This is a genomic window from Pseudarthrobacter sp. 1G09 (assembly GCF_050038305.1).
Lineage (GTDB): Bacteria > Actinomycetota > Actinomycetes > Actinomycetales > Micrococcaceae > Arthrobacter > Arthrobacter equi.
Genome location: NZ_CP188306.1, coordinates 1,879,467 through 1,895,900, shown reverse-complemented (window position 1 = coordinate 1,895,900; position 16,434 = coordinate 1,879,467). Strand labels below are relative to the sequence as shown.

The following is a 16,434-nucleotide window of genomic DNA, read 5'->3' as shown; positions in this document are numbered from 1 at the left end:
CCGCACTACGCTCGTCCCATGGCCTCCAACAGCTCCGAATCACGCGCGTCCGCCGAAGTACCCGCCCCTTACGGCACTGGCCCTGTGCAGCCTGCGCCCGCAGCAGAGCGGAAGCCGGCCAAGGTACGCATCCACCACCTGCAGCAGGCCAAGCGCGACGGAACACGGTTCGCGATGCTGACCGCCTACGAGCAGTACACGGCCGAAATCTTTGACGCCGCCGGGATCGAAGTCCTGCTGGTGGGCGACTCCGCCTCCAACAACGTCTTTGGGAACGAAACTTCCCTGCCCGTCACCGTTGACGAGCTCCTTCCCCTGTGCCGGGCGGTCGCACGCACCGCCAAACGCGCACTGGTGGTGGCGGACCTGCCTTTCGGCAGCTACGAGGTTTCCGCGGAGCAGGCGGTGGCCACCGGCGTGCGCTTCCTGAAAGAGGGCCTGGCCCACGCAGTCAAGATCGAAGGCGGCGCCTACTACGCCCCCACGGTCCGGGCCATGGTCCAGGCCGGCGTTCCGGTGATGGCCCACATCGGTTTCACCCCGCAGAGCGAACATGCCCTGGGCGGTTACCGGGTCCAGGGACGCGGCGACGATGCACAGCGGCTGATCGACGACGCCGTCGCTTTGGCCGGGGCGGGCGCGTTCTGTGTCCTCATGGAAATGGTCCCGGCCGACACCGCAGCCGCCGTGGACGCCGCCGTCGAGGTTCCCACCGTGGGCATCGGCGCGGGCAAGGAAACCACCGGCCAGGTGCTCGTCTGGCAGGACATGGCCGGACTCCGCGGCGGCCGGATGGCAAAGTTCGTCAAGCAGTACGCGGACCTGCGCAGTACGCTTCTCGACGCGGCCACGGAGTACGGCAACGACGTCCGGACCGGACAGTTCCCCGGCCCCGAGCACTCCTTCTAGGCCGGCACCTGCTTCAGGGCGGGCGCCTGCCCGTCAGTCGTCGTCGCCCTTTTCCCAAGCCTCGTTACGGGCGCGGACCTTTTCAATTGCGTGCTCGGCCTCTTCCCTCGTCTTGTAGGGCCCGATCAGCTGGCTCCAGTCGGAAAGCCTGTCCTCTTCGACCTCGTGGGTATTGACGTTGTACCAGTACTCAGGCATTGCTGCTCCTCGGTTCGGCCGGCGCTTCCGGAACGTGATCCGCGTAACGTTGATTCTTACGGCGGCGTGCCCGGCTTCGCGGTTGTTAGGCGTTCTGTGGTGCCTTATATGATCAATCTATGCCTTCCCTTGCCTCGACTGCACCCATCGGCACCCTCACCCGCGGTACCGTCAGCCCGCAGCGTCCCGTCCCGGCGTCCATCCCCCGCCCGGAGTACGTGGGCAAACCCGCCCCTGCCAAATTCACCGGCTCCGAAGTGAAATCAACGGAGACCATCGAGAAGATCCGCATCGCGGGGAAGATCGCGGCCCAGGCCATCGTCGAGGTGGGAAAGCACATTGAGCCCGGCGTCACCACCGACCAGCTGGACAAGGTGGGGCATGAGTTCCTCCTCGACCACAACGCCTACCCCTCCACGCTCGGCTACCGCGGCTTTCCCAAATCACTGTGCTCTTCGCTAAACGAGGTCATCTGCCACGGCATCCCGGACAGCACGGTGGTCCAGGACGGGGACATCATCAACATCGACATCACCGCCTTCATCAATGGCGTCCACGGCGACACCAACTACACCTTCCTGGTGGGCGACGTGGATCAGGATTCCCGGCTCCTGGTGGAACGGACGCAGGAATCCCTGAACAGGGCCATCAAGGCCGTTGCCCCGGGCCGCGAAATCAACGTCATTGGCCGCGCCATCCAGTCCTATGCCAAGCGCTTCGGATACGGTGTGGTCCGGGACTTCACCGGGCACGGCGTGGGCGAGGCTTTCCATACCGGGCTGATCATCCCGCACTACGACGCCGCCCCGGCCTACAACACCGTCATCGAAGCCGGCATGGTCTTCACCATCGAACCGATGCTCACCCTGGGCACCGTGGAATGGGACATGTGGGCCGACGACTGGACCGTTGTCACCAAAGACCACAAGCGCACCGCCCAGTTCGAGCACACCCTCCTCGTCACCGAAAGCGGCGCCGAAATCCTCACCCTGCCGTAGCGCGCCGCCCTGCGGCCGCACCGGCCTGCGAGAGCTGCAAGCCGCCCGGCACCCTATTCCCTGCCCGTCCCCTGCCACGAACGGAAACCCATTGGCCAAGAAAGACGAGAAGTCGCACAAGAACGCCCCACTGATCGGCATCGACATCGGAGGCACGGGAATCAAGGGCGGCATCGTCGACCTGAAAAAGGGCAAGCTGCTGGGCGACCGGTTCCGTGTACCCACGCCGCAGCCGGCCACCCCCGAGGCCGTGGCAGAGGCTGTGGCACTGGTGGTGGCAGAGCTCTCAGCGCGTCCCGAGGCCCCGGAGGCCGGCTCGCCGGTCGGCGTGACCTTCCCCGGCATCATCCAGCACGGAGTGGTCCACTCCGCCGCGAATGTGGATAAGAGCTGGCTCGATACGGACATCGACGCCCTCCTCACCGCCCGGCTTGGCCGCCCGGTTGAGGTAATCAACGACGCCGATGCCGCCGGACTCGCAGAAGCCCGCTACGGCGCGGGCGAAGGCGTCAAGGGAACCGTCCTGGTCATCACGCTTGGCACCGGCATCGGCTCGGCCTTCATCTTCGACGGCAAGCTCGTCCCGAACGCCGAGCTGGGCCACCTGGAGGTGGACGGTTTCGATGCAGAGACCAAGGCGTCGGCCGTGGCACGTGAGCGGGACGGGCTGTCTTGGGATGAATACAGCGTGCTGCTGCAGCGCTACTTCTCCCACGTTGAGTTCCTGTTCTCCCCCGAACTGTTCATCGTTGGCGGCGGCATCTCCAAGCGTGCCGACGAATACCTGCCCAACCTCAAGCTCCGCACCCCGATTGTCCCGGCGGTGCTCCGGAACGAAGCCGGGATTGTGGGCGCCGCCGTGGAAATAGCGCTGCAGCACAAGCTCACCAAGTAGGCTGCACCGCGACGCCGGGCCCCTTACGGTTAACGCTGAACACCCCTTCCGGATCCGGGAGGGGTGTTCAGCGTTTTAGTGTTCTGCGTTTATGTGCACTGCATATTGATGATCCGCAGGACGCCGCACTGGACGTTCATGGCTGATCAGGCCGCGCCGAGCGGATGAGGTACCGGCGGCAGCTGCGGCTTCCCCTCCGCAGCTGCCGCCGGAAGTCTTATAGGGAAGTCTTTTCCGGCTTTCGCGGCGGGGCGGGACTTTCCGTGGCATCTTCCTGCGCCTCGTGGCGAAGCTGGGCGATGGCTGCCTCAAAGTCCTCAAGGGATTCGAAGGCCTGGTAGACGCTCGCGAAGCGAAGGTAGGCGACCTCATCCAGCTTCTGCAGCGGACCAAGAATGACCAGGCCCACCTCATGGGCGTCGATTTCCGCGGCGCCGGAAGCGCGGATCTGCTCTTCGACTTCCTGCGCCAGCATGGCGAGGTCGTCCTCACTCACAGGGCGCCCCTGGCAGGCCTTGCGGACACCGTTGATGACCTTGCTGCGGCTGAAGGGCTCGCCAACACCGGACCGCTTAATGACCGACAGGCTGGTGGTCTCCACGGTGGTGAACCTGCGCCCGCACTCCGGGCACTGGCGGCGCCGGCGGATGGCGGACCCGTCGTCAGCCATCCGGCTGTCCACCACCCGGGAGTCGGGATTGCGGCAGAACGGACAGTACATGGCGTCCCTCTCTCGCAGGGTCCCATCGGGGACTGTGGAATCGGCATTCAGCAGGTGAAGACTATGGTGGCACAGGTTGGCGGCATCGCTGCCGCAGCCTCCAGTTTACGGCGGCTGGCAGATGAATAACAAGCGTGTCATTACTACATGTAGTGGACACACCAACTACATGTAGTGCCAGAGCCCTTTCGGGGGCTTAGCCGGCGGCACCCGGGAAACGCGCCGTGACCGCGTCACCGTGGGCGGGCAGGTCCTCCGCGCGCGACAGGTTCACGATGTGGCTGCTGACTTCGGCAAGCGCGTCCCGGCTGTAGTTCACCACCTGGATGGCCCGCAGGAACGTGGTGACGTTCAGGCCGGAGGAGAAGGCCGCGGTTCCGCTGGTGGGGAGCACGTGGTTGGAACCGGCGCAGTAGTCGCCAAGGCTGACGGGGCTGTAGTCCCCCACGAAGATTGCCCCGGCGTTCCTGATCCGCGCCGCAACGGCAGACGCGTCCTTGGTCATGATCTCCAGGTGCTCGGCGGCATAGGCATCACAGGCAGCGATGCCCTGTTCCAGGCCGTCCACCAGCACCACGCCGGATTGCGGGCCGGACAGGGCCTCCCGGACACGGTCGGAATGCCTGGTAGACGCGGCCTGCAGGTCCAACTCCGCACGCACGGCAGCGGCGAGGTCGTCCGAATCCGTGATCAGGACCGACGCCGCCTGGGGGTCGTGTTCTGCCTGGCTGATCAGGTCGGCAGCAACCAGGGCAGGCTGCGCGGTGGAGTCGGCGAGGATTGCGATCTCGGTGGTGCCTGCCTCGGAATCGATGCCCACCACACCCTTCACCAGGCGCTTGGCAGTGGCGACGAAGATGTTGCCTGGCCCCGTCACCACGTCCACGGGCTCCAGGGCCGGGCCGGCCTCTGTCGCATCAACACCGTAGGCGAAGGCTGCGATCGCCTGTGCGCCGCCGATGGCGTACACCTCGGTGATTCCCAGCAGGGCGGCTGCAGCAAGGATGGTGGGGTGCGGAAGCCCGCCGGACTCCTTCTGCGGCGGCGACGCCAGGGCGATGGATTCCACGCCGGCGGCCAGTGCGGGCACCACATTCATGATGACCGACGACGGGTAGACGGCCAGGCCGCCGGGTACATAGAGGCCCACCCGTGCCACCGGAACCCAGTTCTGGCTGACCAGGGCGCCGTCGCCGAGTTCGACGTCAACATTGCGGGGACGCTGGCCGTCAGCGAAGATACGGGCGCGCCGGATGGATTCCTCGAGGGCCTTCCTGACGGCGGGGTCCAGGTTGTCCAGGGCCGAGTCGAGGGCCTCCGCGGGCACCCTGGGGTGGGATTGCTCCACACCGTCGAACCGGAGCGCCAGCTCAGCCAGCGCCTCGAATCCCCTCGCGCGGACGGCGCCGATGATGTCGAGGACCTTCTCTTCGGCGTCGGCCACCGTCTGTCCCTGTGCGCGGGGCACTGCCGCGCGGAGCGCGGCGAGGGTCAGGTTGCGGCCCCGGACGTCCACCGTCCGGAAGTTCACGGCAGTGGCGGGGGTGGCGGGGAACTCCGATGAAATGGTCACCGGACTATTTTACGGGGCGCCGCGGCCGCTGCTGCCATCCGAGTTCTCAAGCGGGTTCCCTGCGCCGGGCTTCCGGCCAAGCTGTTCCAGGAGCTCCAGGACAAATACGGAGATGGCGGTGGCTGCCGGCCACAGGAGCAGCACCGGCAGTGCGCGGAGGGAGAACGCCAGGTTTGCATTCAGGGACGTGTCCACCGGAGTGCCCCAGAGCCGTCCGGCCAGCATCCCTGCCTGCCAGGCAAGGAGGCTGCCAACCAGCGCTCCGGCCAGGCCCAGCACCAACGACGCCTCCGGCCGGGGGCGCCGGCGGTCGGCCAGGAACACCGCAAGAAGGCAGCCGGCAAGGACCATCAGGCCGGCGAGCGTGAGGTCCCGCGGCAGCCAGACGGAGGTGTTGGAGCCGGTAGCCAGCGCAGGGTCCCGGGTGATCAGGTTGAGGCCGCCCGGCGCCAGCAGCCACCACAGGATTCCGGCGGGAACGCCGGCAACCGCAGGAACGGCGAAGAGGGCCCACGGCAGGCGCGGCCGGTCCCGGCGGGGTATAAGTGTCATGCCACAAACCTTAACAAATGTTCCTGCCGGCGGCCCGCGACCCAGCTACGGGTTGTTGACCACCCGCCTGTGTCGGAATGTTGCTCTCCCGGGGAAGGCGGACAATAGGGTTAGGGAACAAGCAACTGCCCATCCACCATTCAGGAGTCACGGGTGACCGACAACAGCGCGCCGTTCGAACGGACGTTCAGGGAAATGTTCCGGCGCCACGCAGCCGGGGTGGCCATCATTACGGTCAACTACCAGGACGAGCCCTACGGCTTCACGGCAACGTCGGTGGCTTCGCTGTCTGCCCAGCCGCCACGGTTCACCTTCAACATGGCCCGCAGTTCGCGTTCCTGGCCGGCCGTGGCCAACACCACGTACCTCGGAGTCCACATGCTGGGGCTCGAAAACCAGCAGCTGGCCGCACGTTTTTCGGCCGCCGGAAACCGATTTGAGGGCGACCACTGGGCAACGGGGCCGCACGGGGTGCCCGTGCTGAAGGACGTTGCGGGCTGGCTGATCGGTGAAGTGCAGATGCGCCTGTCCTTCGAAAACAACGCCGTGGTGGTCGTCCAGGTGGTCGACGGCCAGGTGGGCGGCGAAGGCACGCCCCTGCTGTACCACGCCGGGGGTTACGGCCAGCCTGTCCCCCTCGACTACGAAATCTAGTCCCGGCAAACACACCTTCCGCAGAGGGTCGGACGACGGCGGAAGGCGGCTTCCGCCGTCGTGCTTCCCTGCGGGCAGGGCACCTAGGCGTCCAGGCAGGCGGGCCCCAGGAGGACTTTGAGGTCGCCGAACAGCGAGGGGCTCGGGTTGACCCGCAGGTGAACAGGCAGGCCCATGACCTCGGTGCGGGTGTCGCCCTGCAGGTGCAGCCGGACCTCGGAATTGCCCCGGTGGGTTCGAAGCACGTCGCCGAGTTCGGTCACCACAGCCTCGGTGGCCTTGTGCGTCGGCATGGTGATGACCACCGGGCCGTTCAGGCCTTCACTGAGGTCCGGGACGGACAGTTCCATGCAGTTCAGGGTGATGGCGCCGTCGTCGCGTTTCTGCAGGCGGCCCTTCACCACCACAATCAGGTCCTCGGCGAGCACTGACGCGATGGGTCCGTAGACCTGGCCGAAGAACATGACCTCGATGGAACCGCCCAGGTCCTCCACCTCGGCACGTGCGTAGGCGTTACCGCTGGCCTTGGCAATCCTGCGGCTGAGCGAGGTGATCATGCCCGCGATGGTGAGGATGGCACCGTCCTGCGGCCCGTCTTCACCCAGGATGGTGGTGATGCTCATTTCCGCGTGCTGGCTCAGGACCCCTTCCAGGCCCTGGAGCGGGTGGTCCGAGACGTAAAGCCCCAGCATGTCGCGCTCGAATGAGAGCTTGTCCTTCTTCTCCCACTCAGGCAAGTCCGGGATCTCGATGCTCAACGACGCTTCGGACTCGGCCTCCTCGAAGCCTGCGAAGAGGTCGAACTGGCCGATTGCCTCGTTGCGCTTCAACGTGATCACGGAGTCAATGGCTTCCTCATGGATCATCGCCAGCGCGCGGCGGTGGTGGCCCAGGGAGTCGAAGGCGCCGGACTTGATCAACGACTCGATGGTCCGTTTGTTGCAGACCACCGCCGGTACCTTCATCAGGTAGTCCTTGAAGGACGTGTAGGCGCCCTCGCTCTCGCGGGCGGCAACCATGGCCTCCACCGCGTTGACGCCGACGTTGCGGATGGCGCCCATGCCGAAGCGGATGTCCGTGCCCACAGGGGTAAAGTTCAGGGCCGATTCGTTGACGTCCGGTGGCAGGACGGTGATGCCCATGCGACGGCACTCGTTGAGGTAGATGGCCGACTTGTCCTTGTCGTCACCCACCGACGTCAGCAGCGCAGCCATGTATTCGGGTGCGTAGTGCGCCTTCAGGTAGGCGGTCCAGTACGAAATAACGCCGTAGGCGGCGGAGTGGGCCTTGTTGAACGCGTAGTCCGAGAACGGGAGCAGGATGTCCCAGAGGGTTTTCACGGCCGCCATGGAGTAGCCGTTGTCCTGCATGCCCTGGGAGAAGCCGGCGAACTGTTTGTCCAGTTCCGATTTCTTCTTCTTACCCATGGCGCGGCGGAGGATGTCTGCCTGGCCCAGCGAGTACCCTGCCAGCTTCTGCGCCACGGCCATGACCTGCTCCTGGTACACGATCAGGCCGTAGGTCCCACCGAGGATCTCCTTGAGGGGTTCCTCCAGTTCCGGGTGGATGGGGATGACTTCCTGGATGCCGTTCTTGCGAAGCGCGTAATCGGTGTGGGCGTTGGCGCCCATGGGACCGGGCCGGTAGAGCGCAAGGACAGCGGAAATATCTTCGAAGTTGTCAGGCTTCATCAGCTTGAGCAGGGACCGCATGGGTCCGCCGTCGAGCTGGAAAACGCCCAGGGTGTCGCCGCGGGCCAGGAGCTCATAGGACGGCGCGTCGTCGAGCTCCAGGTTCTCGAGGTCCAGGTCGATGCCGCGGTTCATCTTGATGTTCTCGAGGGCATCGGAAATGATCGTCAGGTTCCGCAGGCCCAGGAAGTCCATCTTGATCAAGCCCAGGCCCTCGGACGTGGGGTAGTCGAACTGGGTGATCACCTGGCCGTCCTGGAAGCGGCGCATGATGGGGATGACGTCGATGATCGGGTCCGAAGACATGATGACGCCGGCGGCGTGCACGCCCCACTGGCGTTTCAGGCCCTCGATGCCCAGGGCCGTCTCGAAAACCTTGGCGGCCTCCGGATCCGTGCTGACAAGCTGCCGGAAGTCCCCTGCTTCGCTGTACCTTTTTGATTCCGGATTCTGGATGTCTGCCAGCGGGATGTCCTTGGCCATGACGGCCGGGGGCAGGGCCTTGGTGAGCTGTTCCCCCATGCTGAACGGGTAACCCAGCACGCGCGAGGAGTCCTTGAGAGCCTGCTTGGTCTTGATGGTGCCGTAGGTCACGATCATGGCCACGCGCTCGTCGCCGTACTTGCGCGTCACGTAGTCGATGACTTCGGAGCGGCGCCGGTCATCGAAGTCGACGTCGAAGTCGGGCATGGAAACGCGGTCCGGGTTGAGGAAGCGTTCGAAGATCAGCCCGTGCCGCAACGGATCAAGGTCCGTAATTCGCATGGCGTACGCCACCATGGAACCGGCACCGGAGCCACGGCCCGGGCCGACGCGGATGCCGTTGTTCTTGGCCCAGTTGATGAAGTCCGCCACCACAAGGAAGTAGCCAGGGAAGCCCATCGAGGTGATGACGCCGAGCTCGTAGTCCGCCTGCTTGCGGACCTCGTCCGGGATGCCCTTGGGGTACCGGTACTGCAGGCCCAGGTCCACTTCCTTGACCAGCCAGGAGGTTTCATCCTCACCCGGCGGGCAGGGGAACCGCGGCATGAAGTTGGCGTTCGTGTTGAACGACACCTCGCAGCGCTCGGCGATGAGCAGCGTGTTGTCGCAGGCCTCGGGGTGGTCGCGGAAGAGCTCGCGCATTTCCTGCGGGGACTTCAGGTAGTAGCCGCTGCCCGAGAACGCAAACCGGGAGCCGCCGTTGTCATAGGTGGGCTCCAGCAGGGTCGAACCGGACTGGATGGCCAGCAGCGCCTCGTGCGCCTTCGCGTCGTGCTCGTGGGTGTAGTGGAGGTCGTTAGTGGCCACCAACGGCAGGTTCAGTTCCTTGGCCAGGCGCAGCAGGTCACCGGTGACGCGCCGCTCGATGTCCAGGCCATGGTCCATCAGTTCACAGAAATAGTTCTCGGCACCGAAAATGTCCCGGAACTCCGCAGCGGCTTCCACGGCCTCACGGTACTGGCCCAGGCGCAGCCGGGTCTGGACCTCGCCGGAGGGGCAGCCGGTGGTGGCGATCAGGCCCTCGGAATAGGTGTTGAGCAGCTCCCGGTCGAGCCGCGGCCATTTCCCGAAGACGGAGTCCAGGGATGCGATGGAGGATGCGCGGAACAGGTTCCGCATGCCCACATTGTTGTAGCTCAGGAGAGTCATGTGGGTATACGAACCACCGCCGGAGATGTCGTCCTTGCGCTGGCTCTCCTCGCCCCAGCGGACGCGGGTCTTGTCCCCGCGGGCGGTTCCGGGAGTCACATAGGCTTCGACGCCGATGATCGGTTTGATGCCCTTGGCCTGGGCTTTCTGCCAGAAGTCGAACGCACCGAACAGGTAGCCGTGGTCCGTAGTGGCCAGCGCAGGCATGCCCAGCCGTTCGGTTTCGTCGAACAGCTCCCCCAGCCGGGCGGCTCCATCCAGCATCGAATATTCGGTGTGGGTGTGAAGGTGGACAAACGAATCATTGCTGGAAGTCACCGCACTATTCTATGCGCTGCCCGGTTACGGCCCTGCCAGGACGATGCCGATCAGGCCTGTCCCGAGGCGAGCACATCGAGGGCGAAGGCCAGGTCCTGGGGATAGTCGCTGGTCACGCGGACCCGCTCACCCGTCACCGGGTGGTCGAAGCCGAGTTCCCGGGCATGGAGCCACTGCCGCGTGAGCCCAAGGGTTGCAGCCAGGCGCGGATCCGCACCGTACGTGAGGTCGCCCGCGCAGGGATGGCGGAGTGCGGAGAAATGAACGCGGATCTGGTGCGTGCGGCCGGTCTCGAGGTGCACTTCCACGAGCGACGCCTTGCCAAAGGCTTCCAGCACCTCATAGTGGGTCACGGATGGCCGGCCCTCTTCCGTCACGGCAAACCGCCAGTCGTGCCCAGGGTGGCGGCCGATGGGGGCATCGATGGTTCCGGTCAGGGGATCCGGCAGGCCCTGGACCACGGCGTGGTACACCTTGTCCACCGTGCGCTCCTTGAACGCACGCTTGAGGGCTGTGTAGGCCCTCTCGGATTTGGCGACCACCATCACGCCGGACGTCCCGACGTCGAGCCGGTGGACAATCCCGGCCCGTTCCGGCGAACCGGACGTGGAGATGCGGTATCCGGCACCGGCCAGCCCGCCCACCACGGTGGGCCCCACCCAGCCGGGAGAAGGGTGCGCGGCAACCCCCACCGGTTTATCGACGACGACGAAATCGTCGTCGTCCAGCAGGATCTTCAGGCCTTCCACAATTTCCTCCACGACTTCCAGCGGATCGCGCCGCTCCGGAATGGTGACCTCCAGCGTGTCGCCGGCCGCCAGTTTCGCTGACTTGCCAAGGGCTTTACCCCGGTTGAGCACGTGCCCTTCCGCGATCAGGGCAGCGGCGGCTGAGCGCGAAATCCCCATGATGGCTGCAAGGCCGGCATCTGCCCGGGTGCCACCGTATTCTTCCGTGACGATGATCTGCTCAGGCATCGGCGTCCGTACCCTTCCGCTCGGCATGCACCCGGGTGCCATCCAGGGAAATGCCGCGAAGAGTCAGGATGCAGATGATGGCCACGGCAGAGACCACCGCGGAATCGGCGATGTTGAAGATGGCGAAGTTGGGCAGCTGGATGAAGTCCACCACATGGCCCATGCCGAACGAGGGTTCGCGGAAGAGCCGGTCCGTGAGGTTGCCGAGCGCCCCGCCCAGCAGCAGGCCCAGCGCAAGGGCCCACCAGGCAGACCCCAGCTTCCGGACCTGGAAGAGGATGGCGACAGCGACGGCGGCCATGATGATGGAAAACACCCACGTGACGTTCTCGCCGATGGAGAAGGCTGCGCCGGAGTTTCGGATGAAGTACCAATGCAGAAGTGGCGGCAGGACCGGGATGCGTTCGCCCTCCACCATGGAGGACGTCACCCACATCTTGGTCAGCTGGTCGAAGACGTAGGCAAATACTGCGAATCCGGCGAAGAAGGACAGCAGCACCCCGCGTCGTGGGCGGGGTGACGGCGGGACAGGGCGTGCAGCGCCGGCGGCAAGTTCGTCAGTCATGGTGCTTTCATTCGTAAAACCCGGGTCAATGCCAAAAGCCGGTGGCCGAGGAATCCTCAGCCACCGGCTTTCAGAATACGTGCTGTGCGTGCTAGTTGGCTTCGCTGACTTCCGGCGTCGCCACGGAGCCGCGGGCATCCAGATCGCGCAGCTGGCCTTCGATGTAGGCCTTCAGGCGTGAGCGGTAGTCGCGCTCGAAGCCGCGGAGCTGCTCCACCTTGCGTTCCAGGACGGAGCGCTGCTGCTCGAGTGCACCGAGGATCTTGCGGGACTTTTCCTGGGCGTCGTTGACGAGGCTGCTGGCTTCGATCTGCGCCTCGGCGATGATCTTGTCCTTCTGCGACTGGCCGTCGGCGACGTGGCGGTCGTGCATCTGCTGCGCCATGGCCAGCAGGCCGGCAGCGGATTCAGCGGAGGGGGTGGAGGTGGAGGCCGCTGCAGCAGCAGGGGCTGCGGCGACGGGAGCGGCCGGCTGGACGTCCTTCTTCTTCGCCTCGGCAGCCTTGGCCTCAGCTTCGGCCTTTTCGCGGGCTTCGTCCTTGTCAGCCTTGACGGGCGCGGGAACCTTCTCCACCACGGGGGCGGCAGCGGCGGTTGCCGGAACGCTGGAACCAGCTTCGGCGAGCTTCTTGCGGAGCTCGTCGTTCTCCTGGTTCAGGCGGCGAAGTTCAACGACGATCTCGTCCAGGAAGTCATCGACTTCGTCCTGGTCGTAGCCCTCGCGGAACTTGGTCGGCTGAAAGCGCTTGTTGACAACGTCTTCTGGCGTCAAAGCCATCTGGTCACCTCACTGGTCTGGTTAGTCAGTAGGCCTTCCGGCCGTCAAAACTACGGTACCTAAATTTGGTCTGCTATCTCTAATTCAACACTGGAGTGTCAAACTCGAGTTTCCCTGCTTCACACTATCCGGTCCCGGTGGCACCGTCCTGCGTTACATGGGTGTAAATCTCTGAATCAGGCGAAGCTTCTGGTGATTCCCATCGCAATGCTGACCGCGATGAAGAGGATCAGGAATCCAAGGTCCAGCGTGATGCCGCCCAAACGCAGCGGCGGGATCAGCCGGCGGAGCACTTTCAAGGGCGGGTCCGTGATGGAGTAAACAGCGTGCGCCACCACCAGGGCAACGCCGCGCGGCCGCCATTCCCGGGCGAACATCTGCACCCAGTCGAATACCAGGCGGATGATCAGGGCAACAAAAAACAGCAGGAGCGCGAGATAGACAAGTCCGAAAACAATTCCCATGCCTTAACTCATATCTCCATGTTCAAAAAGCCGATGCCGCGGTGGCGCCGATGTGTTGTTCCTATTTCAGCACAGATGCCAGACAGGTGTCCCTGCCTGGCATCCGTTCAACGTCTGCGGGTCAGCTCTGGTTGAAGAAGCTGGCCTGGGTGTCGCTGGCCTTCTTGTCGTCGCCGATGACCTCAACGTAGGACGGCGACAGGAGGAACACCTTGTTGGTGACCCGTTCGATGCTGCCACGCAGTCCGAACACCAGCCCGGCGGAGAAGTCCACCAACCGCTTGGCATCCGACTCACCCATGTCGGTGACGTTCATAATCACCGGAATGCCGTCCCGGAAGCTCTCACCGATGAGTTTGGCATCGTTGTAGGAGCGCGGATGGATAGTGGTGATCTGGCGGAGGCCTGAGGTCTCTTCGCGGCTGGAGGCCGCACGCTTGATGGGGGTCACTGGGGCGCGGTATTCCTCTTCGGGGGTGTAGGACGTTTCACGGCTGACCTCGCGGACGGGTGCAGGTGCACGGCGTTCCTCGCGGTCTGCTTCCATTGTTTCGTCCTCATCCTTACGTGTGTTCAGTTGCTCGGACTCGTAATGCTCATCGCCGTCGGCGAGCCCAAGATAGATCATTGTCTTGCGCAGAGCGCCGGCCATGGTCGACTCCTAATCGTGTCCCGTAAGCGGGCCGCCCAATGACTTGACAGCACTGGAGTCCCCCGCCCAACTTCCAACAGTCCCGACGCTACCGTACGGCCGGACGCGATCCGAGAATATCGGAACCGATCCGCAGGTGTGTCGCCCCAAATTTGATCGCAGCTTCGAGGTCCTGGCTCATACCGGCCGAAATGCCGGATGCCGCCGGGTGGGCCTGCACCAGCCGTTCCGAGACCCCGGCGAGCTTCTCGAAGGCCGGTTCGGGCGCGGCACCGAGCGGGGCCACCGCCATGACACCGGCCAGGCGCAACCCTTCCGCAGCGGCGATCCGATCGGCCAGCCCCGGAACGTCGGCGGGTAACGCGCCGCCCCGGTGCGCTCCGGCGTCGTCCTCAAGACTGACCTGGATGAAGCAGTCCAGTGGCGGCCGCCCTGTGGCGTCCTGTTCGTTGAGCACCGCTTTGGCAAGCGCATCAACGAGCTGGAGCCGGTCCACCGAGTGGACAGCAGCTGCATAGCGCACCACGGACTTGGCCTTCTTGGTCTGCAGTTGGCCGACGAAATGCCAGGCCAGGCCGGCCTCAGCCAGCTCGGCCGCCTTGGCCGCGGCCTCCTGGTCCCTGTTCTCGCCGACGTCGGTCACGCCCAGGGCGGCGAGGCGGCGGATGTCATCTGCCGGATGGAACTTGGTGATCACGATCAGCCTGGGCGGCTGGCCCTCGCGCCCGGCCGACACGACTGCCCTGGCGATACGCTCCCGCACGGCCTCCAGCCGCCCGGCGAGTTCGCGAAGGCGGGGATCACCGGCTGTAGCGGCGTCATTCATGGCACCACACCACCCCTGCAAAGCGGCCGGTGTGGCGGTCCCGGCGATAGGAGTACAGCGACGGCGCCTCGAAGGTGCAGGGCCCGCTGTATTCGACAGTCACGCCGGCGTTTTCCAGCTGGCTCCGTGCACCGGCCGGCAGGTCGAGGCCGGGAGTGCCCCAGGAGGTGGTGCTCCGGCTGGCAGGCACTGCGGCAACGACTTCCTCCTGCATGGCACCGGGGACCTCGTAGCAGTGACCGCAAATTGAGGGCCCAAGCCAGGCCCGGATGCCGGTGGCCCCCAGCGATGCCATGCGCTCCAGAGCCGCGGGGATGACTCCGCCGGCAAGGCCGGGCCGGCCGGCGTGGGCCACCGCCAGGACGGGTCCATCGGTTGACACACCGGCCAGGATCACGGGGATGCAGTCTGCCACCATCACGGCCAGCGGAGTGCCGCGTGACACCATCGCGTCCGCCTCGGGGGCGGGACTGACGGCGTCCATCAGCACCACGTCCGTTCCGTGGACCTGGTTCATGAACCGGAGGCTGCCGGCGCTGACGCCGATCTCCTGTTCGAGCCGCGCCCGGCGTTGCCGAACCGCTTCCGGATCGTCTCCCACGTGGAGCGCCAGGTTACCGGCGTCGCTGTTAGTAAAAGCGGCCGACACCCCCGGAAGGATGCCGGCCCGCCAGTGGAACAAGCCGCTGCCTACTTCAGGAAGTCAGGGACATCCAGGTCGTCCTGGTGATTGCCGGTAAGGTCCGGCTCCACTACGGACGGCAGGTCCACATCGAAACCGGAATCTGCGGGCACTGCCGTGGGGCGCTGCTGGCCCCAGTTGCTCAGGCCGGCGGCGCCGACGCCTGCGTGGACCGGCTGGACGTTGGGCTGGTGGCCGCCGCCCTGGTGGTTACCGGCGGACGGTGCCTGCGACGGTGCAGGTGCTGCGGGCCGCTGCGGCGCAGCCTGTGCCTGCGACTGGGACTGGTCCATGGACGGCGAGGTGGCCTTGACGTCGTCGAAGCCTGCCGCGATGACGGTGACCCTCGCTTCGTCGCCGAGGGCGTCATCGATCACGGCACCGAAGATGATGTTCGCTTCGGGGTGGGCAACTTCCTGGACCAGCCGCGCGGCTTCGTTGATCTCGAACAGGCCGAGGTCCGAGCCACCCTGGATGGACAGCAGCACACCGTGGGCGCCGTCGATGGAGGCCTCCAGCAGCGGCGAAGCGATGGCAAGCTCGGCGGCCTTCACGGCGCGGTCTTCGCCACGGGCGGAGCCGATGCCCATGAGCGCTGAGCCGGCACCCTGCATGACCGACTTGACGTCGGCGAAGTCGAGGTTGATCAGGCCCGGGGTGGTGATGAGGTCGGTGATGCCCTGGACGCCGGACAGCAGCACCTGGTCGGCTGAGCGGAAGGCGTCGAGGACCGAGACGTTGCGGTCGCTGATGGAAAGAAGGCGATCGTTGGGGATCACGATCAGGGTGTCCACTTCGTCGCGCAGCGCGTCGATGCCGGATTCGGCGGAGCCCGCGCGGCGGCGGCCTTCGAACGTGAAGGGACGGGTAACGACACCGATGGTCAGGGCGCCAAGGGAGCGCGCAATGCGGGCGACGACGGGCGCGCCGCCGGTACCGGTTCCGCCGCCTTCGCCGGCGGTCACGAAGACCATGTCGGCTCCGCGCAGCACTTCTTCGATTTCGTCGGCGTGGTCCTCGGCGGCCTGCTTACCCACCTCCGGGTTGGCGCCGGCTCCGAGGCCGCGGGTCAGTTCCCGGCCTACATCGAGCTTGACGTCGGCGTCGCTCATCAGCAGTGCCTGGGCGTCGGTGTTGATGGCGATGAATTCAACACCTCGGAGGCCGACCTCGATCATGCGGTTGACTGCGTTCACGCCACCGCCGCCGATGCCGACGACTTTGATGACGGCCAAGTAATTCTGCGGAGCTGCCACGTTACGTGTCCCTTGTTCGTGTCTTATTGCGAAAAACTGATGGTGAGCTTGAAGCCTGTAACCTTAACCTTCGAGTTGAAGGTTATAGTTATG

17 protein-coding genes are annotated in these 16,434 nt (G+C 65.3%); 4 read left to right on the top strand and 13 right to left on the bottom strand.

The features are described 5' to 3' along the window. Positions 1-18: 18 nt before the first annotated feature. Entirely contained in the window at positions 19-909 is an 891-nt protein-coding gene (gene panB, locus ACP3TD_RS08745) for a 3-methyl-2-oxobutanoate hydroxymethyltransferase (RefSeq protein ID WP_426766823.1), read from the top strand. Positions 910-942: 33 nt separating this feature from the next. Here the strand turns inward: panB and ACP3TD_RS08740 are convergent, their stop codons facing one another. Beyond that, entirely contained in the window at positions 943-1,107 is a 165-nt protein-coding gene (locus ACP3TD_RS08740; RefSeq protein WP_015936797.1) for an SPOR domain-containing protein, read from the bottom strand. Between the two features lie 119 nt (positions 1,108-1,226). On the opposite strand from ACP3TD_RS08740, the gene map reads away from it, so the two are divergent. Continuing rightward, positions 1,227-2,105: a type I methionyl aminopeptidase gene (gene map / locus ACP3TD_RS08735; protein ID WP_426766821.1), complete on the top strand. Its 879-nt coding sequence runs from the start codon at positions 1,227-1,229 to the stop codon at positions 2,103-2,105. 91 nt (positions 2,106-2,196) lie between these two features. Then, entirely contained in the window at positions 2,197-3,000 is an 804-nt protein-coding gene (ppgK, locus tag ACP3TD_RS08730) for a polyphosphate--glucose phosphotransferase (RefSeq protein ID WP_091719522.1), read from the top strand. Positions 3,001-3,217: 217 nt separating this feature from the next. On the opposite strand, the gene nrdR is transcribed toward ppgK, so the two are convergent. The 3 genes from nrdR to ACP3TD_RS08715 form a co-directional block, all read right to left on the bottom strand. Then, entirely contained in the window at positions 3,218-3,721 is a 504-nt protein-coding gene (gene nrdR / locus ACP3TD_RS08725; protein ID WP_426766819.1) for a transcriptional regulator NrdR, read from the bottom strand. Between the two features lie 196 nt (positions 3,722-3,917). Further along, on the bottom strand, positions 3,918-5,294 hold the full coding sequence (gene hisD / locus ACP3TD_RS08720; RefSeq protein ID WP_426766817.1) for a histidinol dehydrogenase: 1,377 nt from the start codon (positions 5,292-5,294) through the stop codon (positions 3,918-3,920). Positions 5,295-5,303: 9 nt separating this feature from the next. After that, on the bottom strand, positions 5,304-5,846 hold the full coding sequence (locus ACP3TD_RS08715) for a hypothetical protein (protein ID WP_426766815.1): 543 nt from the start codon (positions 5,844-5,846) through the stop codon (positions 5,304-5,306). Positions 5,847-5,999: 153 nt separating this feature from the next. Between ACP3TD_RS08715 and ACP3TD_RS08710 the strand changes: the two genes are divergently transcribed. Further along, positions 6,000-6,500: a flavin reductase family protein gene (locus ACP3TD_RS08710; protein WP_426766813.1), complete on the top strand. Its 501-nt coding sequence runs from the start codon at positions 6,000-6,002 to the stop codon at positions 6,498-6,500. Between the two features lie 83 nt (positions 6,501-6,583). Here the strand turns inward: ACP3TD_RS08710 and dnaE are convergent, their stop codons facing one another. The 9 genes from dnaE to ftsZ all read right to left on the bottom strand — a co-directional run bounded on the left by dnaE (position 6,584) and on the right by ftsZ (position 16,341). Next, positions 6,584-10,141 carry a DNA polymerase III subunit alpha gene (gene dnaE / locus ACP3TD_RS08705; RefSeq protein WP_426766811.1) on the bottom strand — a complete coding sequence of 1,186 codons (3,558 nt, stop codon included), beginning with the start codon at positions 10,139-10,141 and terminating at the stop codon, positions 6,584-6,586. A 50-nt stretch (positions 10,142-10,191) separates the two neighbouring features. Continuing rightward, positions 10,192-11,118, bottom strand: a complete 927-nt coding sequence (locus ACP3TD_RS08700; RefSeq protein WP_426766809.1) for an RluA family pseudouridine synthase — start codon at positions 11,116-11,118, stop codon at positions 10,192-10,194. Further along, positions 11,111-11,683 (bottom strand): signal peptidase II, encoded by a 573-nt coding sequence (lspA, locus tag ACP3TD_RS08695; RefSeq protein ID WP_426766808.1) that lies wholly within the window; start codon positions 11,681-11,683, stop codon positions 11,111-11,113. Before lspA ends, ACP3TD_RS08700 begins: the two co-directional genes overlap by 8 nt. A gap of 91 nt (positions 11,684-11,774) precedes the next feature. Further along, positions 11,775-12,461: a DivIVA domain-containing protein gene (locus ACP3TD_RS08690; protein ID WP_015936787.1), complete on the bottom strand. Its 687-nt coding sequence runs from the start codon at positions 12,459-12,461 to the stop codon at positions 11,775-11,777. Between the two features lie 176 nt (positions 12,462-12,637). Continuing rightward, on the bottom strand, positions 12,638-12,925 hold the full coding sequence (locus ACP3TD_RS08685; protein WP_426766806.1) for a YggT family protein: 288 nt from the start codon (positions 12,923-12,925) through the stop codon (positions 12,638-12,640). A 121-nt stretch (positions 12,926-13,046) separates the two neighbouring features. Next, the gene (locus tag ACP3TD_RS08680) at positions 13,047-13,577 is read right to left on the bottom strand and encodes a cell division protein SepF (RefSeq protein ID WP_015936785.1); all 531 of its coding nucleotides are present in this window, start codon (positions 13,575-13,577) and stop codon (positions 13,047-13,049) included. Positions 13,578-13,665: 88 nt separating this feature from the next. Next, a complete protein-coding gene (locus ACP3TD_RS08675) occupies positions 13,666-14,403 on the bottom strand; it encodes a YggS family pyridoxal phosphate-dependent enzyme (RefSeq protein WP_426766804.1) in 738 nt (245 codons plus the stop codon). Continuing rightward, positions 14,396-15,085, bottom strand: coding sequence for a polyphenol oxidase family protein (locus tag ACP3TD_RS08670; RefSeq protein ID WP_426766803.1), 690 nt, complete (start codon positions 15,083-15,085; stop codon positions 14,396-14,398). Before ACP3TD_RS08670 ends, ACP3TD_RS08675 begins: the two co-directional genes overlap by 8 nt. 8 nt (positions 15,086-15,093) lie before the next feature. Beyond that, positions 15,094-16,341 carry a cell division protein FtsZ gene (gene ftsZ / locus ACP3TD_RS08665; protein ID WP_426766802.1) on the bottom strand — a complete coding sequence of 416 codons (1,248 nt, stop codon included), beginning with the start codon at positions 16,339-16,341 and terminating at the stop codon, positions 15,094-15,096. Positions 16,342-16,434: the final 93 nt, after the last annotated feature.